The organism is Streptomyces venezuelae (genome assembly GCF_008642355.1).
Classification (GTDB): domain Bacteria; phylum Actinomycetota; class Actinomycetes; order Streptomycetales; family Streptomycetaceae; genus Streptomyces; species Streptomyces venezuelae_B.
This window is the reverse complement of the sequence record NZ_CP029193.1, coordinates 7,064,601-7,086,781: the sequence shown is the minus strand read 5'-3', so window position 1 is coordinate 7,086,781 and position 22,181 is coordinate 7,064,601. Positions and strand designations below refer to the sequence as shown.

The 22,181-nt window shown below is 72.2% G+C and carries 19 protein-coding genes and 1 tRNA gene; 7 read left to right on the top strand and 13 right to left on the bottom strand.

The window, feature by feature from the left end; translation table 11 throughout:
- Window positions 1-17: 17 nt before the first annotated feature.
- Window positions 18-1,220, bottom strand: coding sequence for an MFS transporter (locus DEJ47_RS32450; protein ID WP_150176019.1), 1,203 nt, complete (start codon window positions 1,218-1,220; stop codon window positions 18-20).
- A gap of 75 nt (window positions 1,221-1,295) precedes the next feature.
- Here DEJ47_RS32450 and DEJ47_RS32445 point away from each other — a divergent pair, with 75 nt between their 5' ends.
- From DEJ47_RS32445 to DEJ47_RS32415, 7 genes are all read left to right on the top strand, one after another.
- Window positions 1,296-2,078, top strand: a complete 783-nt coding sequence (locus DEJ47_RS32445) for a helix-turn-helix domain-containing protein (protein ID WP_190415675.1) — start codon at window positions 1,296-1,298, stop codon at window positions 2,076-2,078.
- A 76-nt stretch (window positions 2,079-2,154) separates the two neighbouring features.
- On the top strand, window positions 2,155-3,327 hold the full coding sequence (locus DEJ47_RS32440; RefSeq protein WP_150174294.1) for an NAD(P)/FAD-dependent oxidoreductase: 1,173 nt from the start codon (window positions 2,155-2,157) through the stop codon (window positions 3,325-3,327).
- On the top strand, window positions 3,324-3,632 hold the full coding sequence (locus DEJ47_RS32435; protein WP_150174291.1) for a (2Fe-2S)-binding protein: 309 nt from the start codon (window positions 3,324-3,326) through the stop codon (window positions 3,630-3,632). Before DEJ47_RS32440 ends, DEJ47_RS32435 begins: the two co-directional genes overlap by 4 nt.
- Window positions 3,613-5,190 (top strand): NAD(P)/FAD-dependent oxidoreductase, encoded by a 1,578-nt coding sequence (locus DEJ47_RS32430; protein ID WP_223828575.1) that lies wholly within the window; start codon window positions 3,613-3,615, stop codon window positions 5,188-5,190. Before DEJ47_RS32435 ends, DEJ47_RS32430 begins: the two co-directional genes overlap by 20 nt.
- The gene (locus DEJ47_RS32425) at window positions 5,187-6,095 is read left to right on the top strand and encodes a dihydrodipicolinate synthase family protein (RefSeq protein WP_150174289.1); all 909 of its coding nucleotides are present in this window, start codon (window positions 5,187-5,189) and stop codon (window positions 6,093-6,095) included. Before DEJ47_RS32430 ends, DEJ47_RS32425 begins: the two co-directional genes overlap by 4 nt.
- Before the next feature lie 108 nt (window positions 6,096-6,203).
- The gene (locus DEJ47_RS32420; RefSeq protein WP_150174287.1) at window positions 6,204-7,208 is read left to right on the top strand and encodes a proline racemase family protein; all 1,005 of its coding nucleotides are present in this window, start codon (window positions 6,204-6,206) and stop codon (window positions 7,206-7,208) included.
- 107 nt (window positions 7,209-7,315) lie between these two features.
- Window positions 7,316-7,978: a GntR family transcriptional regulator gene (locus DEJ47_RS32415; protein WP_150174285.1), complete on the top strand. Its 663-nt coding sequence runs from the start codon at window positions 7,316-7,318 to the stop codon at window positions 7,976-7,978.
- An 87-nt stretch (window positions 7,979-8,065) separates the two neighbouring features.
- Here the strand turns inward: DEJ47_RS32415 and DEJ47_RS32410 are convergent.
- From DEJ47_RS32410 to DEJ47_RS32355, 12 genes are all read right to left on the bottom strand, one after another.
- Window positions 8,066-8,150 (bottom strand) — tRNA-Leu (locus DEJ47_RS32410).
- Window positions 8,151-8,337: 187 nt separating this feature from the next.
- Entirely contained in the window at window positions 8,338-9,411 is a 1,074-nt protein-coding gene (locus DEJ47_RS32405; protein WP_150174283.1) for a sugar phosphate isomerase/epimerase family protein, read from the bottom strand.
- A 152-nt stretch (window positions 9,412-9,563) separates the two neighbouring features.
- Complete coding sequence (locus DEJ47_RS32400; protein ID WP_150174281.1) at window positions 9,564-10,940, bottom strand: nucleotide pyrophosphatase/phosphodiesterase family protein; 1,377 nt, start codon at window positions 10,938-10,940, stop codon at window positions 9,564-9,566.
- Window positions 10,937-12,106, bottom strand: coding sequence for a metabolite traffic protein EboE (eboE, locus tag DEJ47_RS32395; protein ID WP_150174278.1), 1,170 nt, complete (start codon window positions 12,104-12,106; stop codon window positions 10,937-10,939). The genes DEJ47_RS32400 and eboE overlap by 4 nt, the downstream gene beginning before the upstream one ends.
- A gap of 3 nt (window positions 12,107-12,109) precedes the next feature.
- Entirely contained in the window at window positions 12,110-12,961 is an 852-nt protein-coding gene (locus DEJ47_RS32390) for a TatD family hydrolase (protein WP_150174276.1), read from the bottom strand.
- Window positions 12,961-13,644: an EboA domain-containing protein gene (locus DEJ47_RS32385; protein ID WP_150174274.1), complete on the bottom strand. Its 684-nt coding sequence runs from the start codon at window positions 13,642-13,644 to the stop codon at window positions 12,961-12,963. Before DEJ47_RS32385 ends, DEJ47_RS32390 begins: the two co-directional genes overlap by 1 nt.
- Window positions 13,641-14,567: a sugar phosphate isomerase/epimerase family protein gene (locus tag DEJ47_RS32380; RefSeq protein ID WP_150176017.1), complete on the bottom strand. Its 927-nt coding sequence runs from the start codon at window positions 14,565-14,567 to the stop codon at window positions 13,641-13,643. The genes DEJ47_RS32385 and DEJ47_RS32380 overlap by 4 nt, the downstream gene beginning before the upstream one ends.
- Window positions 14,568-14,590: 23 nt before the next feature.
- Entirely contained in the window at window positions 14,591-15,577 is a 987-nt protein-coding gene (locus DEJ47_RS32375) for an SCO3242 family prenyltransferase (protein WP_150174273.1), read from the bottom strand.
- Window positions 15,574-16,788, bottom strand: a complete 1,215-nt coding sequence (locus DEJ47_RS32370; RefSeq protein ID WP_150174271.1) for an inositol-3-phosphate synthase — start codon at window positions 16,786-16,788, stop codon at window positions 15,574-15,576. The genes DEJ47_RS32375 and DEJ47_RS32370 overlap by 4 nt, the downstream gene beginning before the upstream one ends.
- 96 nt (window positions 16,789-16,884) lie before the next feature.
- Entirely contained in the window at window positions 16,885-18,429 is a 1,545-nt protein-coding gene (locus DEJ47_RS32365) for a ThuA domain-containing protein (RefSeq protein ID WP_223828574.1), read from the bottom strand.
- Between the two features lie 13 nt (window positions 18,430-18,442).
- Window positions 18,443-20,944, bottom strand: coding sequence for a PQQ-dependent sugar dehydrogenase (locus tag DEJ47_RS32360; protein WP_150174269.1), 2,502 nt, complete (start codon window positions 20,942-20,944; stop codon window positions 18,443-18,445).
- A gap of 219 nt (window positions 20,945-21,163) precedes the next feature.
- On the bottom strand, window positions 21,164-22,177 hold the full coding sequence (locus DEJ47_RS32355) for a sugar phosphate isomerase/epimerase family protein (protein WP_150174267.1): 1,014 nt from the start codon (window positions 22,175-22,177) through the stop codon (window positions 21,164-21,166).
- Window positions 22,178-22,181 lie beyond the last annotated feature (4 nt).

The window sequence follows — 22,181 nt, the reverse complement described above, 5'->3', positions numbered from 1 at the left end:
CACCAACTCGCGCGAGTTCAGGCGCTGTTGCCGACGGCTGGGTCCGGCTCGCGCAGTGTCCGCAGGAGGAGCCACCCGAGCGCGGGCAGCACGATCAGCGGCGCGAGAGCCGTCCGCAGGGAGGCGGCGTCCGCGACGGCCCCGAGCACCGGGCTCGCGAGGCCTCCGATGCTCACGGTCAGCCCCAGGGTGACGCCGCTCGCGGTGCCCATGCGCCGCGGCAGGTAGTCCTGCCCGAGGGTGATGTGCAGGGAGAACGGCACGTAGAGGCCGGCCGAGGTGAGCGCGACGAAGACGTAGAGCGCAGGCCCGGGGACGAGGACGACCCCGGCCACCGCGAGGACCGTCAGGGCGTACGACCACCGCACGACCGGGAGACGACCGTGGCGTGCGGCGAGCCGTCCACCGGCGACGGTCCCGACCGCGCCCCCGACGTAGAGGACGAACAGGGCCGCGGTGCCCGCGACTTCGCCCGCACCGGTGCGCTCGCGGACGTACAACGCGATGAACGTGCTCAGCCCCGTGAAGACGATCGAGCGGCAGATGACGGCGCCCGACAGCTTGAGGAACGACGGCCAGTCGTCCTCGGCGGCGACCGGGCCCCCACGCCGGGTCGCCGTCTCCGGGGCCGCCACGTCCCGCACCTTGAGGTCCCGCAGCGCCGCGACACACAGCACCGCCCCCGCGAGGGCGGGCAGCACCAGGAGCGGCGACGCGCGCAGGCCGCCGGTGGCGACGACGGCGGAGACCAGCAGGGGTGCGGTCGCGAAGCCGACGTTGCCGCCGAGCGAGAACCAGCTCATCGCGGTGTGGCTCCCCCGGCTCGCCTGCCGGGCCACGCGAGCGGCCTCCGGATGGTAGGCGGCCACGCCGACGCCGGACACGGCGACGACCAGCAGCGTCACCGCGTAGCTCCCGCCGACCCCCGCGAGCGCCACTCCGCCACCGCCCACGAGGGTGCTCACCGGCAGCAGCCACGGCATGGCCCACTTGTCGGTGAGCGCCCCGAACAGGGGCTGGACGACGGAGGAGAGCAAAGAGGCGGCGAGCACGATGCCGGACGCGGCGGCGTAGGTATAGGCGCGCTCGGCCACGAAGAACGGCACGAGGGCGGCGACGGCACCCTGATGGACGTCCACGCAGGCGTGGCTCAGGGCGAGGAGGGTGAGGGGACGGCGCGGGGCCGGGTGCGGGGTCGAGGGCGCGTCGGCAGCTGACAGGGCTTTCGTTCGGATGGACACCGACTCATCGTCGTCACGCACCGCCCTGGCCCGCTTCCGATAAAGTGCCGATCTGTGCCGAAAACCCGCCACGCAGTCCGCCACGCAGTCCGCCACGCGATCCGTCACACCCCTGAGGCGCCGACCGCCGTCCGAGAACTGTCCCCCGGCGAGCGCATCGACGCGCACCGGCACGACGACCACCAGATCGTCTACGCGGGTTCCGGTGTCGTCGCCGTCACCACCGACGCGGGCACTTGGTTCGCGCCCGGCACCCGGGCCATCTGGGTCCCCGCGGGCTGCGTCCACGCCCACCGCGCCCACGGCCACCTGGCCCTGCACCTGGTCGGTCTGCCCGCCGGCACGAACCCGCTCGGCCTCGACGCCCCGACCGTGCTCTCGGTCGGCCCGCTCCTGCGCGAACTGATCGTCGCCCACACCCGGGACCCGGAGGACGACTCCCCGGAACGCCGACGGCTGCGCGCCGTGCTCCTCGACCAGCTGCGCGTGTCGCCCCAGCAGCCCATGCAGCTGCCCACGCCGACGGACCCCCGCCTCGCCGCCGTCTGCGACCGGCTGCACGACGACCCCGCGGACCCGCGCGGCCTGGCCGAGCTGGCAGCCGCGGCGGGAGCGGGCGAACGCACCCTGAGCCGCCTCTTCCGCCGCGAACTCGGCATGACGTTCCCCCAGTGGCGCACCCAACTGCGCCTCTACCACGCACTGCGCATGCTGGCCGACGGCATGCCCGTCACGGCGGTCGCACACCGCTGCGGATGGTCGTCGGCCAGCGCGTTCATCGACGTGTTCCGCAGGGCGTACGGGTATACGCCCGGGACGCACCACCGCCGCGACTGAGACCACGGCGAGCCTGGCAACTCCCTTACGTGTACGACCCCTTGGCACCGACAGTGCCATGTGAAATATTACTGCCGTGCTCACGAGACATGCGCCAGACCTCGTCATCGTGGGGGCGGGAGTGGTCGGCGCCGCGTGCGCCTACTACGCCGTCCACGCAGGCCTCCACGTCACCGTCATCGACCGCGGCCCCGTCGCGGGCGGCACCACGGGTGCCGGCGAGGGCAACCTCCTCGTCTCCGACAAGGAGCCGGGCCCGGAGCTCGAACTCGCCCTGCACTCGGCCAGGTTGTGGCGCGAGCTCGCCGCCGAGCTCCCCTCCCGCATCGAGTACGAGACGAAGGGCGGCGTGGTCGTCGCCTCGACGGAACCCGAGCTCGCGGCCCTGCGCCGGTTCGCGGCGGAGCAGCGGCAGGCGGGCGTCGAGGCCAGGGAGATCCCGGCCGACCGCCTCGCCGACCTCGAACCCCATCTCGCGCCGGGCCTCGCGGGCGGCGTCCACTATCCGCAGGACGCCCAGGTGCAGCCCGCCCTCGCCGCCGCGCACCTGCTGCGGGCGGCCGCCGGCACCGGGCGCCTCACGCTCCGGCTCGGCGAGGAGGTCACCGCCGTCCTCACCGGCGGGCAGGGCGTGGTGCGGGGAGTCCGGACGGCGCGGCACGGCGAGGTGCACGCGCCGCACGTACTCAACGCCGCCGGCACGTGGGGCGGCCGGCTCGCCCGGCTGGCGGGCCTGGAGCTGCCGGTGCTCCCCCGCCGCGGTTTCGTCCTCGTCACCGAGCCGCTGCCGCGCGTGGTGCGACACAAGGTGTACTCCGCCGAGTACGTCGCCGACGTCGCGAGCGGTTCGGCGGCGCTCCAGACCTCCGCCGTGGTGGAGGGCACGCCCGCGGGTCCCGTACTGATCGGGGCGAGCCGGGAGCGGGTGGGCTTCGACCGGACGCTGTCGGTGGAGGCCCTGCGCCGGCTCGCGGGCCAGGCGGTACGCCTGTTCCCTGCCCTGGCGCGGGTGCGGGCGATCCGCACGTACGCGGGGTTCCGGCCGTACCTGCCGGACCACCTCCCGGCGATCGGCCCCGACCCGCGCCTCCCCGGCCTGCTGCACGCGTGCGGCCACGAGGGCGCGGGCATCGGCCTCGCCCCGGCGACGGGGGCGCTGATCGCCGCAGTGCTGACGAGCAACCAACTCCCTCTGGACGCGACCCCGTTCGCCCCGGAGCGCTTCGCCCTCGAGGAGGCAGTCCGATGAAACCGACCGACCTCGTGGGTGCCACCCCCGGGCCGCCCTTCACCATCACCTTCGACGGGCGCCGACTCGACGCGCTGCCCGGTCAGTCCATCGCGGCCGTGCTCTGGGCGGCGGGCATCCTCTCCTGGCGGATCACGAGGGGCGGCGGACGACCGCGCGGCGCGTTCTGCGGCATCGGTCAGTGCCACGACTGCCTCGCCACCGTCAACGGCCGTCCCAACCGGCGCGCCTGTCTGGTCACGGCCCGCCCCGGCGACACGGTCACGACGCAGGAGGGGAACGGTCATGCCGGATTCGACGAGTGACGCCCACCGCACGGCCGGCGCGTCCGAGGGGCACGAGTTGCCGCCGGACGCACGCGAGCCGTACGACCTCGCGGTGATCGGCGCCGGGCCCGCAGGCCTCGCGGGCGCCGTGACGGCCGCCGAACACGGCCTGTCCGTCGCCCTGTTGGACTCGGCACGGCAACCGGGCGGCCAGTTCTACCGCCACCCCGCACCGGCCACGCGCGCCGCCCGCCCCGAAGCCCTGCACCACGACTGGCCCGCGTTCGCCGACCTGCGCGACCGACTCAAAGCGGGCGGCGTCACCTGCCTCTTCGACCACCACGTCTGGACGGTGGCGCGCGAGGCCGAGGACGACTGGACCATCCACGCGCTCACGGAGCCGCCCGGCGACCAGCAGCACTCGGTGCGGGTGCGGGCGCGCGCGATCCTCCTCGCGACCGGATCGTACGAGAGGCAGCTCCCCTTCCCCGGCTGGACGCTCCCCGGCGTCGTCGGCGCGGGCGGCGCCCAGGCCATGCTGAAGTCGGGCCTCGTCCTGCCCGGCAGACGCGTGGTCGTCGCCGGGAGCGGCCCGCTCCTGCTGGCCGTGGCCGGTTCACTGGTCACCGCCGGGGCCGAGGTGCCCGCACTGGTCGAGGCCTCCTCGTACTTCAGGTACACGCGCCACCCACGCGCCCTGGCAGCCCAGCCCCGCAAACTGACGGAGGGCGCCCACCACGCAGAGGCCTTGCTGCGCCACCGGGTCCGCCCACGCACACGCCACGCGGTCACCGAGGCGCACGGCACGGACCGCGTGGAAGCGGTGACGGTCTCCCGCCTGGACCACGAGTGGCATCCGATACCGGGGACGGAACGGCGCATCGACTGCGACGCCCTCGCCGTCGGCCACGGCCTGATCCCGCAGATCGACCTGGCGACCGCCCTGGGCTGCGCGACACGCCGCACCGCCGACGGCACGCACGCCCTGGCGCTGAGCCCACTGCAGGAGACGTCGCTGCGCGGCCTCTGGTCGGCGGGCGAGACGTCGGGCGTGGGCGGCGCGCAACAGGCGATGGCGGAAGGCGAGTTGGCGGCACTCGCTGCGGCGTCCCGCCTGACAGGACGACGCCCCGCCCCTCTCCCTCACCTGCGCTCCCTGCGTCGCAGCCGCGACCGCATGAACGCCTTCGCCGACGCCATGGCCGTCACGCACGCGCCGGGGCCGGGCTGGACGCGGTGGCTCACCGACGAGACCGACGTCTGCCGCTGCGAGGAGGTCCCGGCGGGCCGCGTCCGCGAGGCCGTCACGGAGTACGGTGCCCGGGACGCACGCTCCGCGAAGCTGCTGACCCGGGCGGGGATGGGCTGGTGCCAGGGCCGCGTGTGCGGCTGGGCCGTGTCGTGCCTGGCGTCATCGCCGGACACCGCCCCCACGCACGCGGGCGCGCAAACCTCCGCCCCCGACCGCCGCCCGCTGGCCACACCGGTCCCGCTGGGCGTCCTGGCCGACCTGACGAGCCCGGACCGACAACCGGCCTCCCCTCCTCCTGCTTCCGATCTCCCGCCCCACCCACCGACCGAAGGGCAGCCGTCATGACCGCCGGAAACTGGACCACCGACCGCCCCTGGCGCGGCATCATGGTCGCCACCGCGCTCCCCCTGCGCGACGACCTCTCCGTCGACTACGACGCCTACGCCGAGCACGTCGGCCACCTCATCGGCAACGGCTGCGACGGTGTCGTCCCGAACGGCTCCCTCGGCGAGTACCAGACCCTCACCGACGACGAGCGCGCCCGCGTCGTCCGTACCGCCGTCGAGGCCGCGGGCGACGGCGCCCGCGTGATGCCCGGCGTCGCCGCGTACGGCAGCGCGGAGTCCCGCCGCTGGGCCGAGCACGCCGCCGATGCGGGCTGCGGCTCCGTACTGCTCCTGCCTCCGAACACCTACCGCGCCGACGAGGAAGCCGTACGTTCCCACTACGCCGAGGTCGCGAAGGCCGGCCTGCCCGTGGTCGCGTACAACAACCCCCTCGACACCCGCGTCGACCTGACCCCGGACCTGCTGGCCCGGCTGCACGGCGACGGCACGATCGTGGCCGTGAAGGAGTTCTCGGGCGACGTCCGCAGGGCGTACGAGATCGCGGAACTCGCCCCGGACCTGGACCTGCTGATCGGCGCGGACGACGTCCTGCTCGAACTCGCCCTCGCGGGCGCCGTCGGCTGGATCGCCGGATACCCGAACGCGTTCCCCGCCACCTGCGCGGAGCTCTACGACGCCGCCCGCGCCCACGACCTGGCGACGGCACTCCCCCTCTACCGGTCGCTGCACCCGCTCCTGCGCCAGGACTCCAAGACGGAGTTCGTGCAGGCCATCAAGTTGTCGATGGACATCGTGGGCCGACGCGGCGGTCCGACCCGTCCGCCACGCTCCCCGCTGTCCGGCGCCACGGAGGCGCTGGTGCGGTCCGCCACGGAGAAGGCGATGGCGGCGGGCCACCGCTGACCGCCGCGGCTACACGCACGCCGGACCACACGCACACGTACGCCGGACCCCACACCTACGCCGGACCACACGCGCACCTACGCCGGACAACCGGAGGCAGAGACGCCCATGCGCACCCGTCACGTGTTCCACGCCGTCGACTCGCACACCGAAGGCATGCCCACCCGCGTGATCACCGGCGGCGTCGGGGTGATCCCGGGCGCCACCATGGCCGACCGCAGACTGCACTTCATCGAGCACATGGACCACCTGCGCACGCTCCTGATGTACGAGCCGCGCGGCCACTCCGCGATGAGCGGCGCCATCCTCCAGCCCCCGACCCGCCCCGACGCCGACTACGGAGTGCTCTACATCGAGGTGTCCGGCCTCCTCCCGATGTGCGGCCACGGCACGATCGGCGTGGCGACCGTCCTGGTCGAGACGGGCATGGTGCAGGTCAGCGAGCCGGTCACGACGGTCCGCCTGGACACTCCGGCGGGCCTGGTCGCCGTCGACGTACAGGTGCGCGACGGCGCGGCCACCTCGGCGACGCTCACCAACGTTCCCGCGTTCTGTGTCGCCCTGGACCGCAAGGTCGACGTGCCGGGGCACGGCACGGTGACGTACGACATGGCCTACGGCGGAAACTTCTACGCCTTCGTCCCGCTGGACGCGCTGGGGCTGCCGTTCGACCGCGCCCGCAAGGACGACCTGCTCACGGCGGGGCTCGCCGTCATGGAAGCGATCAACGCGTCCCCGGACCGCCCGACACACCCGGAACAGCCGGACATCAGCGGAGTCAAACACGTCTACCTGGCCGCGCCCGGCTCCGACGCCCGCCGCTCCCGGCACGCCATGGCCATCCACCCGGGCTGGTTCGACCGCTCGCCGTGCGGGACGGGCACGTCCGCGCGCATGGCGCAGTTGCACGCCCGCGGCGAACTCCCGCTGGACCGCGATTTCGTCAACGAGTCGTTCATCGGAACGGAGTTCACGGGCCGCCTCGTGGCGGAGGCGGAGGTGGCGGGCCTACCGGCGGTCGTCCCGCGCATCACCGGCCGCGCCTGGATCACAGGGACGGCCCAGTACTTCCTGGACCCCGACGACCCGTTCCCCGCGGGCTTCGCTCTCTGACCCCCGCATGCCTGCGGAGCCCCTGGAACTCCCCCGTCCCCCAACTGGCAACGTGACATTGTACTTTGGTGATCCGCGCGGGCGCGGGTACCACCGGAGGGGACACCATGGGGCACCTGAAGCAGAAGAACCTCATCACCACCAGGGAGCGGCTGCGCGACCAGGTCGGCCACGCGCTGCGGGCCGCCCTGATCTCGGGCGAGCTGCGCCCCGGTGAGATCTACTCCGCGCCCGGCCTGGCCGAGGACTTCGGCATCTCGGCGACGCCGGTGCGCGAGGCGATGCTCGACCTGGCCCGCGAGGGCCTGGTCGAGCCGGTCCGCAACAAGGGCTTCCGGGTCACGGAGGTGAACGAGCGGGACCTCGACCAGTACACGGAGATCCGTGCCCTGATCGAGATCCCCATGATCGGACGGATCACGCGTACGGCCGCCCGGGAGGACCTGGAGGTACTGCGTCCGATCGCCGAGGAGATCGTGCGCGCCGCCCGCGACCACGACCTCATCGGCTACCTGGAGGCGGACCGCCGCTTCCACCTCTCGCTCCTCGCCCTCTCGGGCAACGACCGCCTGGTCGAAACGGTCGGCGACCTCCGCAAGCGTTCCCGCCTCTACGGCCTGACGGCCCTGGACGAGCGCGACCAGCTGACCCCGTCCGCAGAGGAACACATCGAACTCCTGGACCTGATGCTCGCGGGTGACGCCAAGGGGGCGGAGAAGTGCATGGCGCGACACCTGGGCCACGTACGGTCACTGTGGGCGACGACCTGAGCACCTACAGGCAAGCGCCACACAACAGAAAAGGTGCCGACCGGTTTCCGGTCGGCACCTTTCGATGTCTCCTACTGTACTGCTCTGTGTCCGAGGGGGGACTTGAACCCCCACGCCCGATAAAGGGCACTAGCACCTCAAGCTAGCGCGTCTGCCATTCCGCCACCCGGACTAGGTGTCTGCCGCCTCGCGGGGTGTTCCCCGCGGCGACATGGACAACAATACCAAGGTTTCGGAGTGCCTTTCACCTGCGTATCCGCCCACCGACCGCCTCACCGAGAGTGACGACAGGACTACCGGTGCCGGACTTCGGCGGAGCCCTCCGGCCGTCGGCGGGAGGGCCCTTCCAGGGTGTGCGGTCAGTCGCCGCAGCGGCCGCGCAGCGAGTGCAGGTGCTCGCTGGACTTGCGGGCGAAGGCGTAGGACTCGACCGGGTTGTCGTGCTCGGTCTGCCAGTGGTGGTAACGCTTGCCGTGGTGGGTACGTGCCGTCACCTTCGACAGGAACTTCTTGTAGTCGATGTCGCCGTCGCCGACATCGGTCATGCGGTAGCCGTCCCGCGTGGTCTCGTCACGGATGCCGTCCTTGACGTGGAACAGGGGATAGCGGTGGGGCTGCTTCAGTACGTAGTCGAGCGGGTGGAAGGGCGCGGGAGTGCCGTCGGCGCGCTTGCCGAAGCGGAACTGGGCGCTGAACGCCCAGTAGATGTCCATCTCCAGATACACGAAGTCGGGGTCGGTCTCCGCGAGGAGCACGTCGTAGAGCCGGACCTTCGGCTTGTCGGTGGCGAAGGAGAACTCCTCGGCGTGGTTGTGCTGGTAGAACTTCATGCCGCGCTTGCGAGCCGCTTCGCCGTACGTGTTGAAGTCCTCCGCCGCACGCTTCCAGGCGTCGACGGTGGTGCCGTACCGGAAGGGACCGGAAGCGGTGCCTATGTGCTTCAGACCGAGGGCCTCCGCGTCGTCGAGGACCTTGGTGAGGTTCTGCGCGAAGGTGTACGCGTTGGGGTTGTTGTTGTCGTAGTAGCCGACGTGAGAGCCGATGGGGTTCAGGCCGTGGTCGCGGGCGAGCCGCTTGAGCTGGGCGAGGGTGATGGCACCCGCGGAGCCCTGGGTGTATCCGGCGAATTCGATCTCGTCGTATCCGTACTTCTCCAGCTCGGCGAAGACGGGTGCGAAGCCGACGGAGCCGACCTTGTCGCGCAGGCTGTAGAGCTGGATGCCGAGGCGGCCGGGCGGCAGGACGGGACGCCCGCGGCCCTTGCCCGCGGCGGCGGAGTCGGGGGTCGCCGAGGCGGCCGGAGTCGCCGAGGCGGTGGATGCGGCCGCCCCGACGAGCGCCGCAGCACTGGCTCCTGCGGCCACCCCGAGCATGCCGCGTCGGCTGAGTCTGTGGGTGAGCTCGGGGTCGGTGGTGGTGGGCTTGCGGCTCATGCGGTTCTCCTCGGTGGCCTCAGGGCGCGTGGTGTCCGGGATGGGTTCGAAGGACGGATCAGGGATCGCTGAGGGTCGGGCCCTGATGGCAGGGCCCGAACTGTCTGGTTCAGTGGAGATCAAGCAGATTCAGCGGTGCGGGCCGGTGGGTGTCACCGCAGACCCGCGAGATCGAGCAGGAGCGATTTCACGTCGGTGGCCGCTACGCGACCGCTGACGGCACGGGGGGTGGAGCACAGGATGAGCGGACTTTCGTCCTCGCTCGTGGGGAGGCGGCCATGGCTGCCGCGAATAGGTGACGGGTCCAGGGGCACGACCGCCATGCGGTAGCGCATGCCGAGTTTCTTGCGGGCCAGCGCGCCCGCGGCCTTGACGCGGACGTACGGGTCCTGGGGGTCCATGAAGAGCTCGACGGGGTCGTAGCCGGGTTTGCGGTGGATCTCGACGAGCTGCGCGAAGTCGGGCGCGCGGGCGTCGTCGAGCCAGTAGTAGTACGTGAACCAGGCGTCCGGCTCCGCGACGGCGACGAGTTCGCCGGAGCGCGGATGGTCCAGGTGGTGGTCCTTCTTGCCCTCGTCGTCGAGGAGCTGCTCGATGCCGGGGACGCCTTCCAGGGCGGCTCGGGTCGCTTCGAGGTCCTCCGGGCGTCGGACGTAGACGTGGGCGATCTGGTGGTCGGCGACGGCGAAGGCACGGGAGGCCATCGGGTCGAGGTACTCCATGCCGTCCTGGGTGTGCACCTCAAGGAGGCCGGCACGGCGCAGGACGCGGTTGATGTCGACGGGCCGGTTCACCCGGGTGATGCCGTACTCGGACAGTGCGACGACGGTTCTGCCCTCAGCCTTGGCGTCGTCCAGGAGCGGTGCCACGGTCGCGTCGAGCTCGGCGGCGGCGCGGAAGGAGCGCGGGTCGTCGGGACCGAAGCGCTGCAGGTCGTAGTCGAGGTGAGGGAGGTAGCACAGGGCGAGGTCGGGGTGGCGGGTGTCGATGATGTGCCGGGTGGCGTCCACGATCCAGCGGCTGGACACGATGTCGGCGCCGGGTCCCCAGAAGTGGAAGAGGGGGAACGTGCCGAGCCGGTCGGTGAGTTCGTCGTGAAGGGCCGGGGGCCGGGTGTAGCAGTCGGGTTCCTTGCGGCCGTCGGCGTAGTAGACGGGACGGGGGGTGACGGTGAAGTCGGTGTCGGCGCCCATGGCGTACCACCAGCAGATGTTGGCGACGGTGTAGCCGGGGTGCGCGCGGCGGGCCGCGTCCCACAGTTTGTCGCCGGCCACGAGGCCGTTGTGCTGACGCCACAGGAGTACGTCGCCGAGTTCGCGGAAGTACCAGCCGTTGCCGACGATGCCGTGCTCGGCGGGTGTGGTGCCGGTGAGGAAGGTGGACTGGGCGGCGCAGGTGACGGCGGGCAGGACGGTGCCGAGCGGTGCCCTGGACCCGGACTGGCCGAGCGCTTTGAGGCGCGGCATGTGGTCGAGGAGGCGCGGGGTGAGGCCGACGACATCGAGCACCAGCAAGGGGGTCGGAGTCATGGGAGTTCCTTGAGGCCGAGGTCGGTCAGGAGGTCGCGGGCGAGGGAGAGCTCCGCGGCGATGCCCTCGGCGAGCTGGGGACGGCCGCGGGGGCGCAGCGCGGGCGGGAGGGCCTGCCAGGTGTAGGTCTCGACCTCGAGATGGCGGGTGAGGGGGGCGGGCCCGCCGACGAGTCGGGTCAGGACGTCCTGGAGGACGGGGAGCGTGGAGGTGAGGGGTGCGGCGGGGGCCGCGTGGAGGGGGACGTGGAAGTGGGCGCGCCAGGGTGCCGTGTCGGGCAGCACGTCGGTGGCGAGTGCTTCGCCGAGGTCGTCGGTGCCGCGCAGGCCGGCGCCGGTCAGGGTGCGGGTCTGGTGGAGGAAGCGGGGTTCGTCGAAGGCCGCGAGGGCTTCGCGTACGGCGGGGAGGTGGGGGTGTTCGGCGTGGAGTGCGGCGGACAGCTGCGATTTGACGACAGGGACGCCTGCGGCGGTGAGGGCGTCGAGGGCGGTCTGCGGGTCTTCGAAGGAGGTGGCGAGGTGGCAGGTGTCGACACAGACGCCGATGCGGTCGTGGCCGACGGCGGTGAGCGGGGCGATGGCGTCGGCGGTCGTCTCGACGGTGCAGCCGGGCTCCGGTTCGAGGCCGATGCGGATGGAGCGGCCCGTCAGTTCGGTGAGGGCGTCGAGGCGCTGGGCAAGGACGGTGAGGGCCGTGCGGGCGGCCTCTGCGCGCGGGGGGTCGAAGGGGGTGCGCCAGGCGAGCGGAAGGGTGGAGATGGTGCCTTCGGTGACGTCGTCGGGGAGGAGGGCGGCGAGGAGTCTGGCCAGTTCGGTGGTGTGGCCGAGGCGTTCCGGGTCGGTCCAGTCCGGCTTGTACACGCGGTATTTGACCTGTTCCGCGCCGAAGCCCTCATAGGGAAAGCCGTTGAGGGTCACGACTTCGAGTCCGCGACGGTCGAGTTCGGTGCGCAGGCCCCGCAGGGCCGCGGGGTCGGTGACGAGGGCGCGGGCGGCGTCCTTGGCGAGCCACAGGCCGATGCCGATGCGGTCCCTGCCGAGCTTCTTGCGCACGGGCTCGCAGTGGTCGCGGAGCTGGGCGAGCACTCCGTCGAGGGTTTCGGCCGGGTGGACGTTGGTGCAGTACGCGAGGTGGACGGTCGAGCCGTCGGGGTGCCGGAAGCGCATGGGTCACGCCCCGCCGCGCAGGATGGAGTTGCCTTCGTGGGTGGCGGTGCCCGGTTCGCGCACGTCGAGCTGGAGCCGGCCGCTGAGCCCGTAGAACTCCACGGGGTTGCGCCACAGCACGAGGTCGATGTCGTCCTCGTCGTATCCGGAGGCCAGCATGGCGTCGGCGACCTTGCGGGTCTTGAGGGGGTCGCTCCTGCCCCAGTCGGCGGCGGAGTTGATGAGCACCCGGTCGGGTCCGAAGTCGCGCAGGATCGCGACCATCCGGTCCTCGTCCATCTTGGTGTCGGGATAGACGGAGAAGCCCAGCCAGCAGCCGCTGTCCTTGGCCTCCTTGACGGTGGTCTCGTTGAGGTGGTCGATCAGGACACGGCCGAGGGGCAGGGCGGACTCGCGGATCACGTCGATGGTGCGGCGCAGGCCCGCGAGCTTGTCGCGGTGCGGGGTGTGCACGAGCGCGGGCAGTTCGTGGTCGGCGGCGAGCTGCAGCTGGGTGGCGAGCGCGGTGTCCTCGGCGGGCGTCATGGAGTCGTAGCCGATCTCTCCGACGGCGACGACGTTGTCCTTGACGAGATAGCGGGGCAGTTCGTCGAGGACGGGGGTGCAGCGGGGGTCGTTGGCCTCCTTCGGGTTGAGGGCGATCGTGCAGTGGTGGGCGATGCCGTACTGCGCCGCGCGGAAGGGTTCCCAGCCGAGGAGGGAGTCGAAGTAGTCGTAGAAGGAGGCGGGGGACGTGCGGGGTTGGCCGAGCCAGAAGGCGGGTTCCACGACGGCGCGGACGCCCGCGGCATACATCGCCTGGTAGTCGTCGGTGGTGCGGGACGTCATGTGGATGTGGGGGTCGAAGATACGCATCAGGACTCCTGCTCCTCGCCGTTGAGGGGCCCCACGGGGGCCGAGGGGGACTCGGGGGCAGTCGGCTCCGTCAGTTCCATGGCCCGGTGCAGGTCGCCGGGGACGGGGCGGCCGGCCGCGGACCGCTCCGTCGCGTAGTCGCCGAGCATCCGGGCGAGTTCCGCGTCGCCGCTGGCGCGCCTCGGCAGGTCGGCGACGGCGTCCAGCGGGACGCCGGTGAACAGGCACTTGAGGACGGCGTGCCGCCAGTCGTGCGCAGGGAGGTGCGCGGCGGCGTAGGGGCCGACGGCGGCGGCGACGAGGCTCGTGTCGTTGGTGCGCAGGGCGTCCTCGACCAGCGGCAGCGCGTCGGGCCCCGGCACCAGGTGGGGCAGTGCCCGCAGGACGGCCCGGCGTTCGGCGGCGGTGCCCTGGGCGTAGATGCGGGCGAGGGTGACCGGGGTCGGGTGCGCGGCGTGCAGGAGCAGGATGCGGGCGGCGTCGGCGTGGTCGGGACCGCAGCGGCGTCCGGCCTCGGCGAACCGCAGTTCCCACGTGGCGGTGGGCCCAGGCTCCGCCCGTTCGAGTCGCTCCCGGTGGGCGGCGGCTTCGGCGGTGGCCTGATCGAGCCAGGCGCGGGCGGCTCCGCCGAGGCCGGTCTCGAGGCGGGTACGGAGGGAGATGATCTCGGAGGTGCCGGTCACGGGGTACCTCCTTCGGCAGGGGCGGCGGCCAGGGCGGGGGCGGGGATCTCGGCCTCCGCCCGGCGCAGGAAGTCGATGGAGCGGGCGGCGAGGTCGGGGCCCGCGTGGGAGTGGCGGGGCAGCTCGACGACGGTCAGCCCCCGGTAGCCGACGGTGGCCAGCGCTTCGAGGACGGACGGGAAGTCGATCTCTCCGCCGCCGAAGGGCAGGTGCTCGTGGACTCCGCGGCGCATGTCCTCGATCTGGACGTGCCGTAGCCAGGGGGCGGCGGCGCGTACGCAGTCCGCGGGAGAGAGGGGTTCGAGGCACTGGCAGTGGCCGATGTCGAGGGTGAGGCCGAGGAGTTCGGGGTGGGGGTCGCCGAGTTTCCTTCGCAGGTGGTGGAAGTCGGCGAGCGAGGAGAGGAGGTGGCCGGGTTCGGGCTCGACCGCGAGCGGGACACCGGCGGCGGAGGCGGCGTCGAGTACGGGTGCGAGTGCGTCGGTGAGGCGTCGCCACGCGGTGCCTGCCGGGGTGTCCGCCGGGGTGATGCCGCTGAAGCAGTGCACGGCGTGGGCGCCCAGGTCGGTGGCGACCTGGACGGCGCGGATCAGCAGACGTCCGCGTTCGGCGCGCCGTTCCGGGTCGGGGTCGAGGAGGGAGGGCCCGTGCTTGCGTCGCGGGTCGAGGACGTAGCGGGCGCCGGTCTCGACGGTGACGCCGAGGCCGAGCCGTTCGAGCCGCTCGGCCACGTGGCGGGTGCGGGCGGCGAGATCGGGGGCGAGGGGGTCGAGGTGCATGTGGTCGAGGGTCAGGCCGACACCGGCGTAGCCGAGGTCGGCGAGAAGCCCGAGGGCGTCGTCGAGCCGGAGATCGGTGAGCCCGTTGGTCCCGTAGCCGTAACGGAGCCGGGCGCGGTGGCCGTGCGGGGTCGGTCCTGTCATGGGGCGCGCGTCTTCCGTTCCGCTCATGTGACGCTGACCTTTCGTGCGAACCGGCGGGCGGCGGGGGCGAGGGCGGCGGTCAGGAGGGCGGTGACGGGGGCGCCGGTGCGGGCGGCCAGGGCGGCCTGGAGCGGGATCATGGCGCGGATGCCGCCGCCGACGGCGCGCTGGGTGAGGGGAGGCGACGGGTTGAGGGCGGCGTGGAAGAGGGGCTTGGCGGTGGTTCCTGCGTAGGCGAGGGCGAGGGCGCCGGGGAGGGCTCGGCGGGCGGTGTCGGCAGCGTTCCGGAGGTCCGGTCTGCCGACGAGGCCCGCCCCCGCCCGTAGGCCTGGCCTGCCTCGTCGGCGCACGCGTCCGCCCACGGGGGCGCGGCGTGTGGTGCCGATCAGGGTGGTCAGGGTCGCCGTCGTCGCCAGCGCGGCCAAGGGCGCGGTCGAGGAGCCGCCCTGCGCCTCGCGGCGGGAGACGGCGGTGACGGCCAGGGTGTGGGCGGCGAGGGCCGCAGCCGAGGGGGCGGCGGCGGTGGCCGGGGCGCGCGGGCCGCGGTCGGGGCCTGCCGTGGCGGTCGCGCCGAGGAGCAGGTCGAGGCCGCGCGCGGTGGCCATGGCTGCCGGTCCGGCGGGGGTGTGCTTCAGGCCGAGGTCGTACGCCCACACGGTGCCGGCCAGCGCACCCGCCACGACGAGAGCCGGGCGGCCCGCGCGGGAGGCGAGGGCGAGGCCCGCGGCGGTGAGGGCGGCGGCGGCGGTGAGGGCCGCGGGCGGGGCGATGCGGCCGGAGGGAAGGGGACGTTCGGGGCGTTCGACGGCGTCTTCGGCGCGGTCGGCCCAGTCATTGAGGGCCATGCCGGCCTCGTACAGGCAGAGGGAGGAACCGATGGCGAGGAGAGTGCGGTGGCCGGGACGCAGACCGGTCGCCGCCGCTCCGGCGAGGGCGTCGCCGGGGACGGTGAAGAGGGCGGGCAGGCGGAGGAGTTCGGCCCAGGCACGCCGCGTGGCCACGGCGCTCACGAGGCCTCACCGGCCGCCGGGCCGTCGGCGGGATCGCCCCCCAGCCGCTCCGCGAAGTCCAGCAGGGCGGCGTACTGCTCGCCCAGGGCCGCCGGGGCGCCGTCGTCCGGGTCCTTGAAGTAGAAGGCGAGGGCGAGGAGGGGACCGGAGAGGCCGCGTTCGTGGGCGCGGGACGTCAGGCGGGCCAGGTCCAGGATGAGGGGGGCGGCGAGTGCCGAGTCGCAGCCCTGCCAGGTGGTCTGGAGGACCATGCGCGTGCCGAGGAAGCCGTCGAAGGCGATGTGGTCCCAGGCCGTCTTCCAGTCGCCGAGGGACGGGACGTCGTCGATGTGGACCTCGCCCTCGGGGGCGGAGCCCAGCGTGTCGGCGAGGACGCGTTCCTTGCCCGCGTTCTTCGCGGCTGCGGCCGCGGGGTCGGCGAGGGCGGCGCCGTCACCGCCGCCGAGGAGGTTCGTGCCGGACCAGGCGCGTACGGCGAGGGCGCGTTGCGCGAACATCGGGCCGAGTACGGAGCGCAGCAGGGTCTGGCCGGTCTTGCCGTCGCGGCCGGCGCAGGGGAGGCCGGAGGTGCGGGCCGCGTCGGCGAGGCGCGGGTGGTGCAGACCCGTGGAGGGGGTGAAGTTCACGTAGGGGCAGCCCGCGCGCAGGGCGGCGGCCGCGTAGAGGGAGCTGGCGGGGAGCCGTTCGACGCCGTCCGCGGGGAGCGGTTCGGTCGAGGCGACGTTGATCACCACGGTGCGGGCCAGTCCCCGGCGACGCACGAAATCGCGGATGTCGGCGGCGAAGGCGTCGATGAGTTCCTCGTCTGTGCGGGTGTCGCCAGGTTGCGGGCCACCGGGACGTATCTCGGCGTCCGCGGTGGCGAGTTCGGCGCGCACCGCCGAGGGCAGGCCGTGGGGCAGGACGCCTCCCGCGGCGAGTTCCTCGGCGCGTTTGGGCAGAGGGCAGCTGGTCGTGTCGTGGCCGCCGAAGACGAGCGACGACAACGTTGGCAGGCCGCGGTCCATGAAGGGGCCGGTCTCGGTCACCATGCCGGTGGGTGCGTGGAGGCCGGCGGTGATCGCCGCGCAGCCCGCGACGGCCGTGGTCGCGACCGAGCCGCGTGCCCCGATCAGCCACACGCCGACGGGACCGGCGGGCGGGGTCCCGGGGGGCGGAGTGGAGGGCGTAGATGGTGAGGTCGCGGATGTGGACACGGCTGCCTCCTGCATGACTCAAGAGCTCGGGACGCGGTTCTTTGAGCTCGCGGAACGTGAGTGCGGTGCAAGACGGCGGGCGGAGGTCCGGCGTCCTCCGCCCGCCGCCGTCTAGCGACCCGCGCCCGAACCGGTCGTCGGGGCGGGTGGGTCGGAGTGGTGTGCCGACACGTGTGCCGGTGCATGTGCCGTCACGTGTGCCGTCACCTCACTCATCGGCACAGCCTTCCCCGGCCGGGCCTTTCCCAGGCCGTCATGTCCTGAACGGGCTTCCCGCGGGCCGCCCTTGCCCGGACGGCTCTTCGTCGGCAGGTCCTTCAGGCGGATGTCGCGGAAGGTGACCTCGTCGGCGTCGCCGTGGTTCTGGATGCCGATGTGGCCCTGGCGCAGGCTGCGGGCGGGGTCGGTGTTGGTGAAGTCGTTGATCTTGACTCCGTTGAGGTAGACGCGGAGGCGTTCCCCTTCGACGCGGATCTCGTACGTGTTCCACTCCCCCGGCGGGTTCAGGGCCCGGTCGCGCTTCTTCAGGTCGGCGGAGCGGAAGCCGTAGACGGAGCCCGTGGTCTTCTCGGGGACGTCCGTGGCGTCGATCTGGATCTCGTAGCCGTTGTTCACGGCCGACCAGGGGTCGTCGGAGGGCGGGAAGCCCACAAAGATGCCCGAGTTGTCGTCGCCCCGCATCCGCCAGTCGAGCTTGAGGGAGTAGGAGCCGAGTTCCCGCCGGTCGTACCAGAGCATGCCCATGCCGCCGACGGTCTTGAGCGTGCCGTCGTCCTCGTTGAGCTGAAGGGAACCGGGTCCCGCCTGTTTCCAGCCCTCCAGCGAGGAGGCGGTGCCGTCGAAGATGGGGGTGTAGCCCTTCTCCGGCCGGCAGTCGGCTTGGGCCGCGCCGACGGCCCAGCGGATGCCGCCGACCAGGTGCTGCCGGAAGGCGGGTTCGGCCCAGGATTCCTTGGTGTGACCGCCGCCCGTGTAGAAGGAGCGGCCGCCCTCGTAGCTCTGGCACCAGGCGATGGGGTGGTCTCCGGACATCGTGCCGCCCGTGTACGACGACTCGTCGAGGGAGGCGAGCACGCGGGCCCGGTCGCGGGGGTTGGCGCGGTAGTTGTACCACTCGTCGGTACGGTTCCAGCCGGCCGTGCCGAGGTGAGCGGTGGCCGGGTGCGCGTGGTCCTCGACGTGGACCTTCGCGGGCTGGATCGCGGGGTGGGACTGGAAGTAGGCGCCCGCGAGCCCGCCGTAGAAGGGCCAGTCGTACTCGGTGTCGGCCGCGGCGTGCACGCCGACGTAGGCGCCGCCGCCGCGGATGTACCGCTCGAACGCCGTCTGCTGGGCGGCGTTCAGGACGTCACCGGTCGTCGAGAGCCACACCACGGCGTCGTACCGCGCCAGGTTCTTGGCCGTGAAGGCTCCCGCGTCCTCGGTGGCGTCGACGGTGAAGCCGTTCGCGGCGCCGAGTTCCTTGACGGTGGCGACGCCGGTGGGGATCGAGTCGTGGCGGAAGCCGGCGGTCCTGGAGAAGACGAGGACCCTGTCCCCTGCCTTCACCCCCACCGTCTCCGGCGGCTCGGGCTTGGAGGCCGCCGGGCCCGACACACAGCCGATGAGCACGGCGGCTGCGGCCGTCGCGGTGGCCAGCCGTAGGGATGCGCGCATGTGCTGACCCCTCTCAGCTCGTCGAGGAGCGCGTCGAGGAACTCGTCGTGGAGCGCGTCGTGAAGGTGAAGTCGTCCACGTCGTACAGCGCTCCGGAGCCCTTGCCCTTGAAGACCAGGAAGAGCGTCGTGGTCTTCGTCGGGGGCTTGCTGATCGCCGTGCTGACGTCGACGTACGTCTCCCAGCCGCCGGTCGGCGCGACCTTCGCGGTGCCGAGGAGCCGGCCGCCGACGGATCCGCTGCGCACCTCCAGCGTGCCCCCGGATCCGGCCGACGCGACGCGTGCGGTCAGCTTGGTGGCGTTGCCGAGGATGTACGGCTTGAAGGAGACCCAGTCGCCGTTGTGGATGTTGCCGACGGTCTTGCCGCCGTGCGCCGGGGTGTGGTTGACGACGGAGACGCCCTTGGAGTCGTTGAAGTGCTCGCCCTGGCGGTGCTTGGGCTGGACGACGTTCTGGTCATGGGTGGTCAGCGCGGGCTGGCCGTTCGCGCCCTTGTCGGTGTACTCGGCGTCGAACACCCCGAAGATGTTGGCGTTCGGGTCGTGCTCGCCGTCGGCGGAGGTCTGGATGGTGCCCTCGCAGCCGTTGGCCGAGGTGACGGGGTGGCCGTGGCTGTCGTGGCCGAGAATGTGCGTGACCTTGACCTTGGCGCAGTCGATCGGGCCGTCCTCGGGGTCGGTCACCTTCACCTTGAAGGGCACCTTGTCGCCGAAGGTGAACAGCTGGCCGTCACCGGGGAGTTCCAGGGTCACCTTGGGAGCGGTGTTGCCGACGGTGATGTGCGCGCTGGCCGAGCCGGTGCGTCCGGTGGAGTCCTTCACGGTCACGGTGGCGGTGTAGACGCCGTTCTTCTTGTACGTGTACGTGGGGTTCTGCTGCGTCGACTTGCCGCCGTCGCCGAAGTCCCATGCGTAGGTCAGCGTCCCGCCGTCGGCGTCCGTGGCCTTGGCGGTGAACTTGGTGCGCAGCGGCGCCTGGCCGCTCGTCTTCGACGCGGTGGCCTCGGCGACCGGTGAGTGGCCGTCGGTGGCGTTCTCGATGCGGTAGAGGCCGGAGTTCTCGTCGCCGCCGAACCAGGCGGTGCCGTAGTCGAGGACGTAGAGGGCGCCGTCGGGGCCGAACTCCATGTCCATGACCTGGGTGCCGGTCCACGGGAACGGGTTGATCTTCGAGACCGTGCCGTCCGCGCCCTGCTCGATGCGCTTGATCCAGCGGCGGCCGAACTCGCCCGCGAAGAAGTCGCCGTCGTACGCCTCGGGGAACTTCACCGGGGAGGTGTTCGCCGCGTCGTAGCGGTAGACGGGGCCGCCCATCGGTGACTCGGAGCCGCTGCCGAGCTCGGGCACGGAGCCGCCGTCGTACGGAATCCAGGCCTCCTGCGCGGGCGGCAGATCGGTCAGGCCGGTGTTGTGCGGCGAGTCGTTCTTCGGGGCCTTGCAGTCGAAGGCGGCGCCGGAGGTGCCGGTGGCGAAGTCGTAGTCGACGTAGGGGTCGTTCTTGCCGGTGCAGAACGGCCAGCCGAAGTTGCCGGGCTTGGTGACGCGGGCGAACTCGACCTGTCCCGCGGGGCCGCGCTTGGGGTCGGCCGCGCCGGCGTCGGGACCGTAGTCACCGACGTAGACGATGCCGGTCGGCTTGTCGACGCTCATGCGGAAGGGGTTGCGGAAGCCCATCGCGTAGATCTCGGGGCGGGTCTTCTCGGTGCCCTTGGCGAAGAGGTTGCCGTCCGGGATCGTGTAGGAGCCGTCGTCGGCGACCTTGACGCGGAGGATCTTGCCGCGCAGGTCGTTGGTGTTGCCCGCGCTGCGCCGCGCGTCGAAGGCGGGGTTGCGGTTCGCGCGCTCGTCGATGGGCGTGAAGCCGTCCGAGGCGAAGGGGTTGGAGTCGTCGCCGGTCGACAGGTAGAGGTTGCCGTCCTTGTCGAAGTCGATGTCGCCGCCCACGTGGCAGCAGATGCCGCGGCTCGCGGGGACGTCGAGGATCTTCTTCTCGCTGGCGTTGTCGAGGGTGCCGTCGGCCCTGAGGACGAAGCGGGAGAGGCGGTTCACGCCGTCGAACTTCTTGAAGTCCTCGGCGGTGCCGTTCTCCGGGGCGTCGCCCGCGGGGGTGTCGAGCGGCGGCGCGTAGTAGAGGTAGATCGCGCGGTTGTCCTTGAACTTCGGGTCGATGCCGATGCCCTGGAGGCCCTCTTCGTCGTGCGTGTAGACCGGTATCTTTCCGGCGATCCTCGTGTTGCCCGCGGCGTCCGTGAGGCGGAGGGTGCCGTCGCGCGAGGTGTGCAGGACCGAGCGGTCGGGGAGCACGGCCAGCGTCATCGGCTCGCCCGTCTCCGCCGCGCCCTTGGCGAGGGTGACCTGCTGGAAGTCCTCGGCTGCGGGGGCGGCGGCCCTCGCGGGCGGGTCGGCCGGGACGGCACCGGCGTTCGGCACGGCGAGGGTCAGGGAGGCACCGGTGAGTACGGTGCCGGTGAGCAGGGCGAGGGTGGTGCGGAGTCTCGGGCGTTTCCTGTGCACGGGGTTCCTCCGGGTGGGAAGACGGTCGTACGGGGTGTGTGCGCCGTGCGCCGGGGTGCGCCGTCACCCCGGACGAGTCATGTCCTGAACACCTCAAGGACGGTAGCCACGTTTGTCCCGGGCGGAAAGCCCTTGTGCACGACGGAAGTTGAACTTTTTCCTGTCAATGGACAAACGTGGCAAGGGGCCAGATCGGTCCGGAACGTGGAACCGCTCTGGTCAGTCGGTACGGTCCGAGCCGCCGAACGCCGCGTCGAAGGACGCGCTCGGGGCCTCGAAGTCGAACGCCTTCAGGCGCGTCAGCGCCTCCGGCGCGCCCTGCAGCCGGTCCATGCCCGCGTCCTCCCACTCGACGGAGACGGGCCCGTCGTACGCGATGGAGCGCAGCATCCGGAAGACGTCCTCCCAGGGGACGTCCCCGTGGCCCGCCGACACGAAGTCCCAGCCGCGCCGCGGGTCGCCCCACGGGAGGTGCGAGCCGAGGCGGCCGTTGCGGCCGTCCAGACGCCGCCGGGCCTCCTTGCAGTCGACGTGGTAGATGCGGTCGCGGAAGTCGTAGAGGAACCCGACCGGGTCGAGGTCCTGCCACACGAAGTGCGACGGGTCGAAGTTCAGCCCGAAGGCGGGGCGGTGACCGACGGCTGCCAGGGCCTTGTGCGTGGTCCAGTAGTCGTAAGCGATTTCCGAGGGGTGCACCTCGTGGGCGAACCGCACGCCCTCCGCGTCGAAGACGTCGAGAATCGGGTTCCAGCGCTCGGCGAAGTCCTCGTACCCGCGCTCGATCATCGACTCGGGAGCCGGCGGGAACATCGCGACCAGGTGCCAGATCGAGGAACCCGTGAAACCGACGACCGTGTCGACGCCGAAGGCGGCGGCAGCCCGCGCCGTGTCCTTGATCTCGGCGGCGGCCCGCTGCCGCACCCCTTCCGCCTCGCCGTCGCCCCAGATGCGGGCGGGCAGGATCGCCCGGTGCCGCTCGTCGATGATCGCGTCGCAGACGGCCTGGCCGACCAGGTGGTTGGAGATCGCCCAGCATTTGAGCCCGTACTTGTCGAGCAGCGCGTGCCGCCCGTCCAGGTATGTGGGGTCGGCGAGCGCCTTGTCGACCTCGAAGTGGTCTCCCCAGCAGGCGAGTTCGAGGCCGTCGTAGCCGAAGTCGCGGGCGAGGGAGCAGACCTCTTCGAGCGGCAGGTCGGCCCACTGGCCGGTGAAGAGCGTGAACCTACGGGGCATGGCG

Excerpts from the sequence above, each read along its gene's own strand:
- DEJ47_RS32435 (WP_150174291.1), top strand. The coding sequence starts at position 3,324 with ATGAAACCGACCGACCTCGTGGGTGCCACCCCCGGGCCGCCCTTCACC.
- DEJ47_RS32430 (WP_223828575.1), top strand. The coding sequence starts at position 3,613 with ATGCCGGATTCGACGAGTGACGCCCACCGCACGGCCGGCGCGTCCGAG.
- DEJ47_RS32425 (WP_150174289.1), top strand. The coding sequence starts at position 5,187 with ATGACCGCCGGAAACTGGACCACCGACCGCCCCTGGCGCGGCATCATG.
- DEJ47_RS32420 (WP_150174287.1), top strand. The coding sequence starts at position 6,204 with ATGCGCACCCGTCACGTGTTCCACGCCGTCGACTCGCACACCGAAGGC.
- DEJ47_RS32415 (WP_150174285.1), top strand. The coding sequence starts at position 7,316 with ATGGGGCACCTGAAGCAGAAGAACCTCATCACCACCAGGGAGCGGCTG.
- DEJ47_RS32405 (WP_150174283.1), bottom strand. The coding sequence starts at position 9,411 with ATGAGCCGCAAGCCCACCACCACCGACCCCGAGCTCACCCACAGACTC.
- DEJ47_RS32400 (WP_150174281.1), bottom strand. The coding sequence starts at position 10,940 with ATGACTCCGACCCCCTTGCTGGTGCTCGATGTCGTCGGCCTCACCCCG.
- eboE (WP_150174278.1), bottom strand. The coding sequence starts at position 12,106 with ATGCGCTTCCGGCACCCCGACGGCTCGACCGTCCACCTCGCGTACTGC.
- DEJ47_RS32390 (WP_150174276.1), bottom strand. The coding sequence starts at position 12,961 with ATGCGTATCTTCGACCCCCACATCCACATGACGTCCCGCACCACCGAC.
- DEJ47_RS32380 (WP_150176017.1), bottom strand. The coding sequence starts at position 14,567 with ATGACAGGACCGACCCCGCACGGCCACCGCGCCCGGCTCCGTTACGGC.
- DEJ47_RS32370 (WP_150174271.1), bottom strand. The coding sequence starts at position 16,788 with ATGCAGGAGGCAGCCGTGTCCACATCCGCGACCTCACCATCTACGCCC.
- DEJ47_RS32365 (WP_223828574.1), bottom strand. The coding sequence starts at position 18,429 with ATGCGCGCATCCCTACGGCTGGCCACCGCGACGGCCGCAGCCGCCGTG.
- DEJ47_RS32355 (WP_150174267.1), bottom strand. The coding sequence starts at position 22,177 with ATGCCCCGTAGGTTCACGCTCTTCACCGGCCAGTGGGCCGACCTGCCG.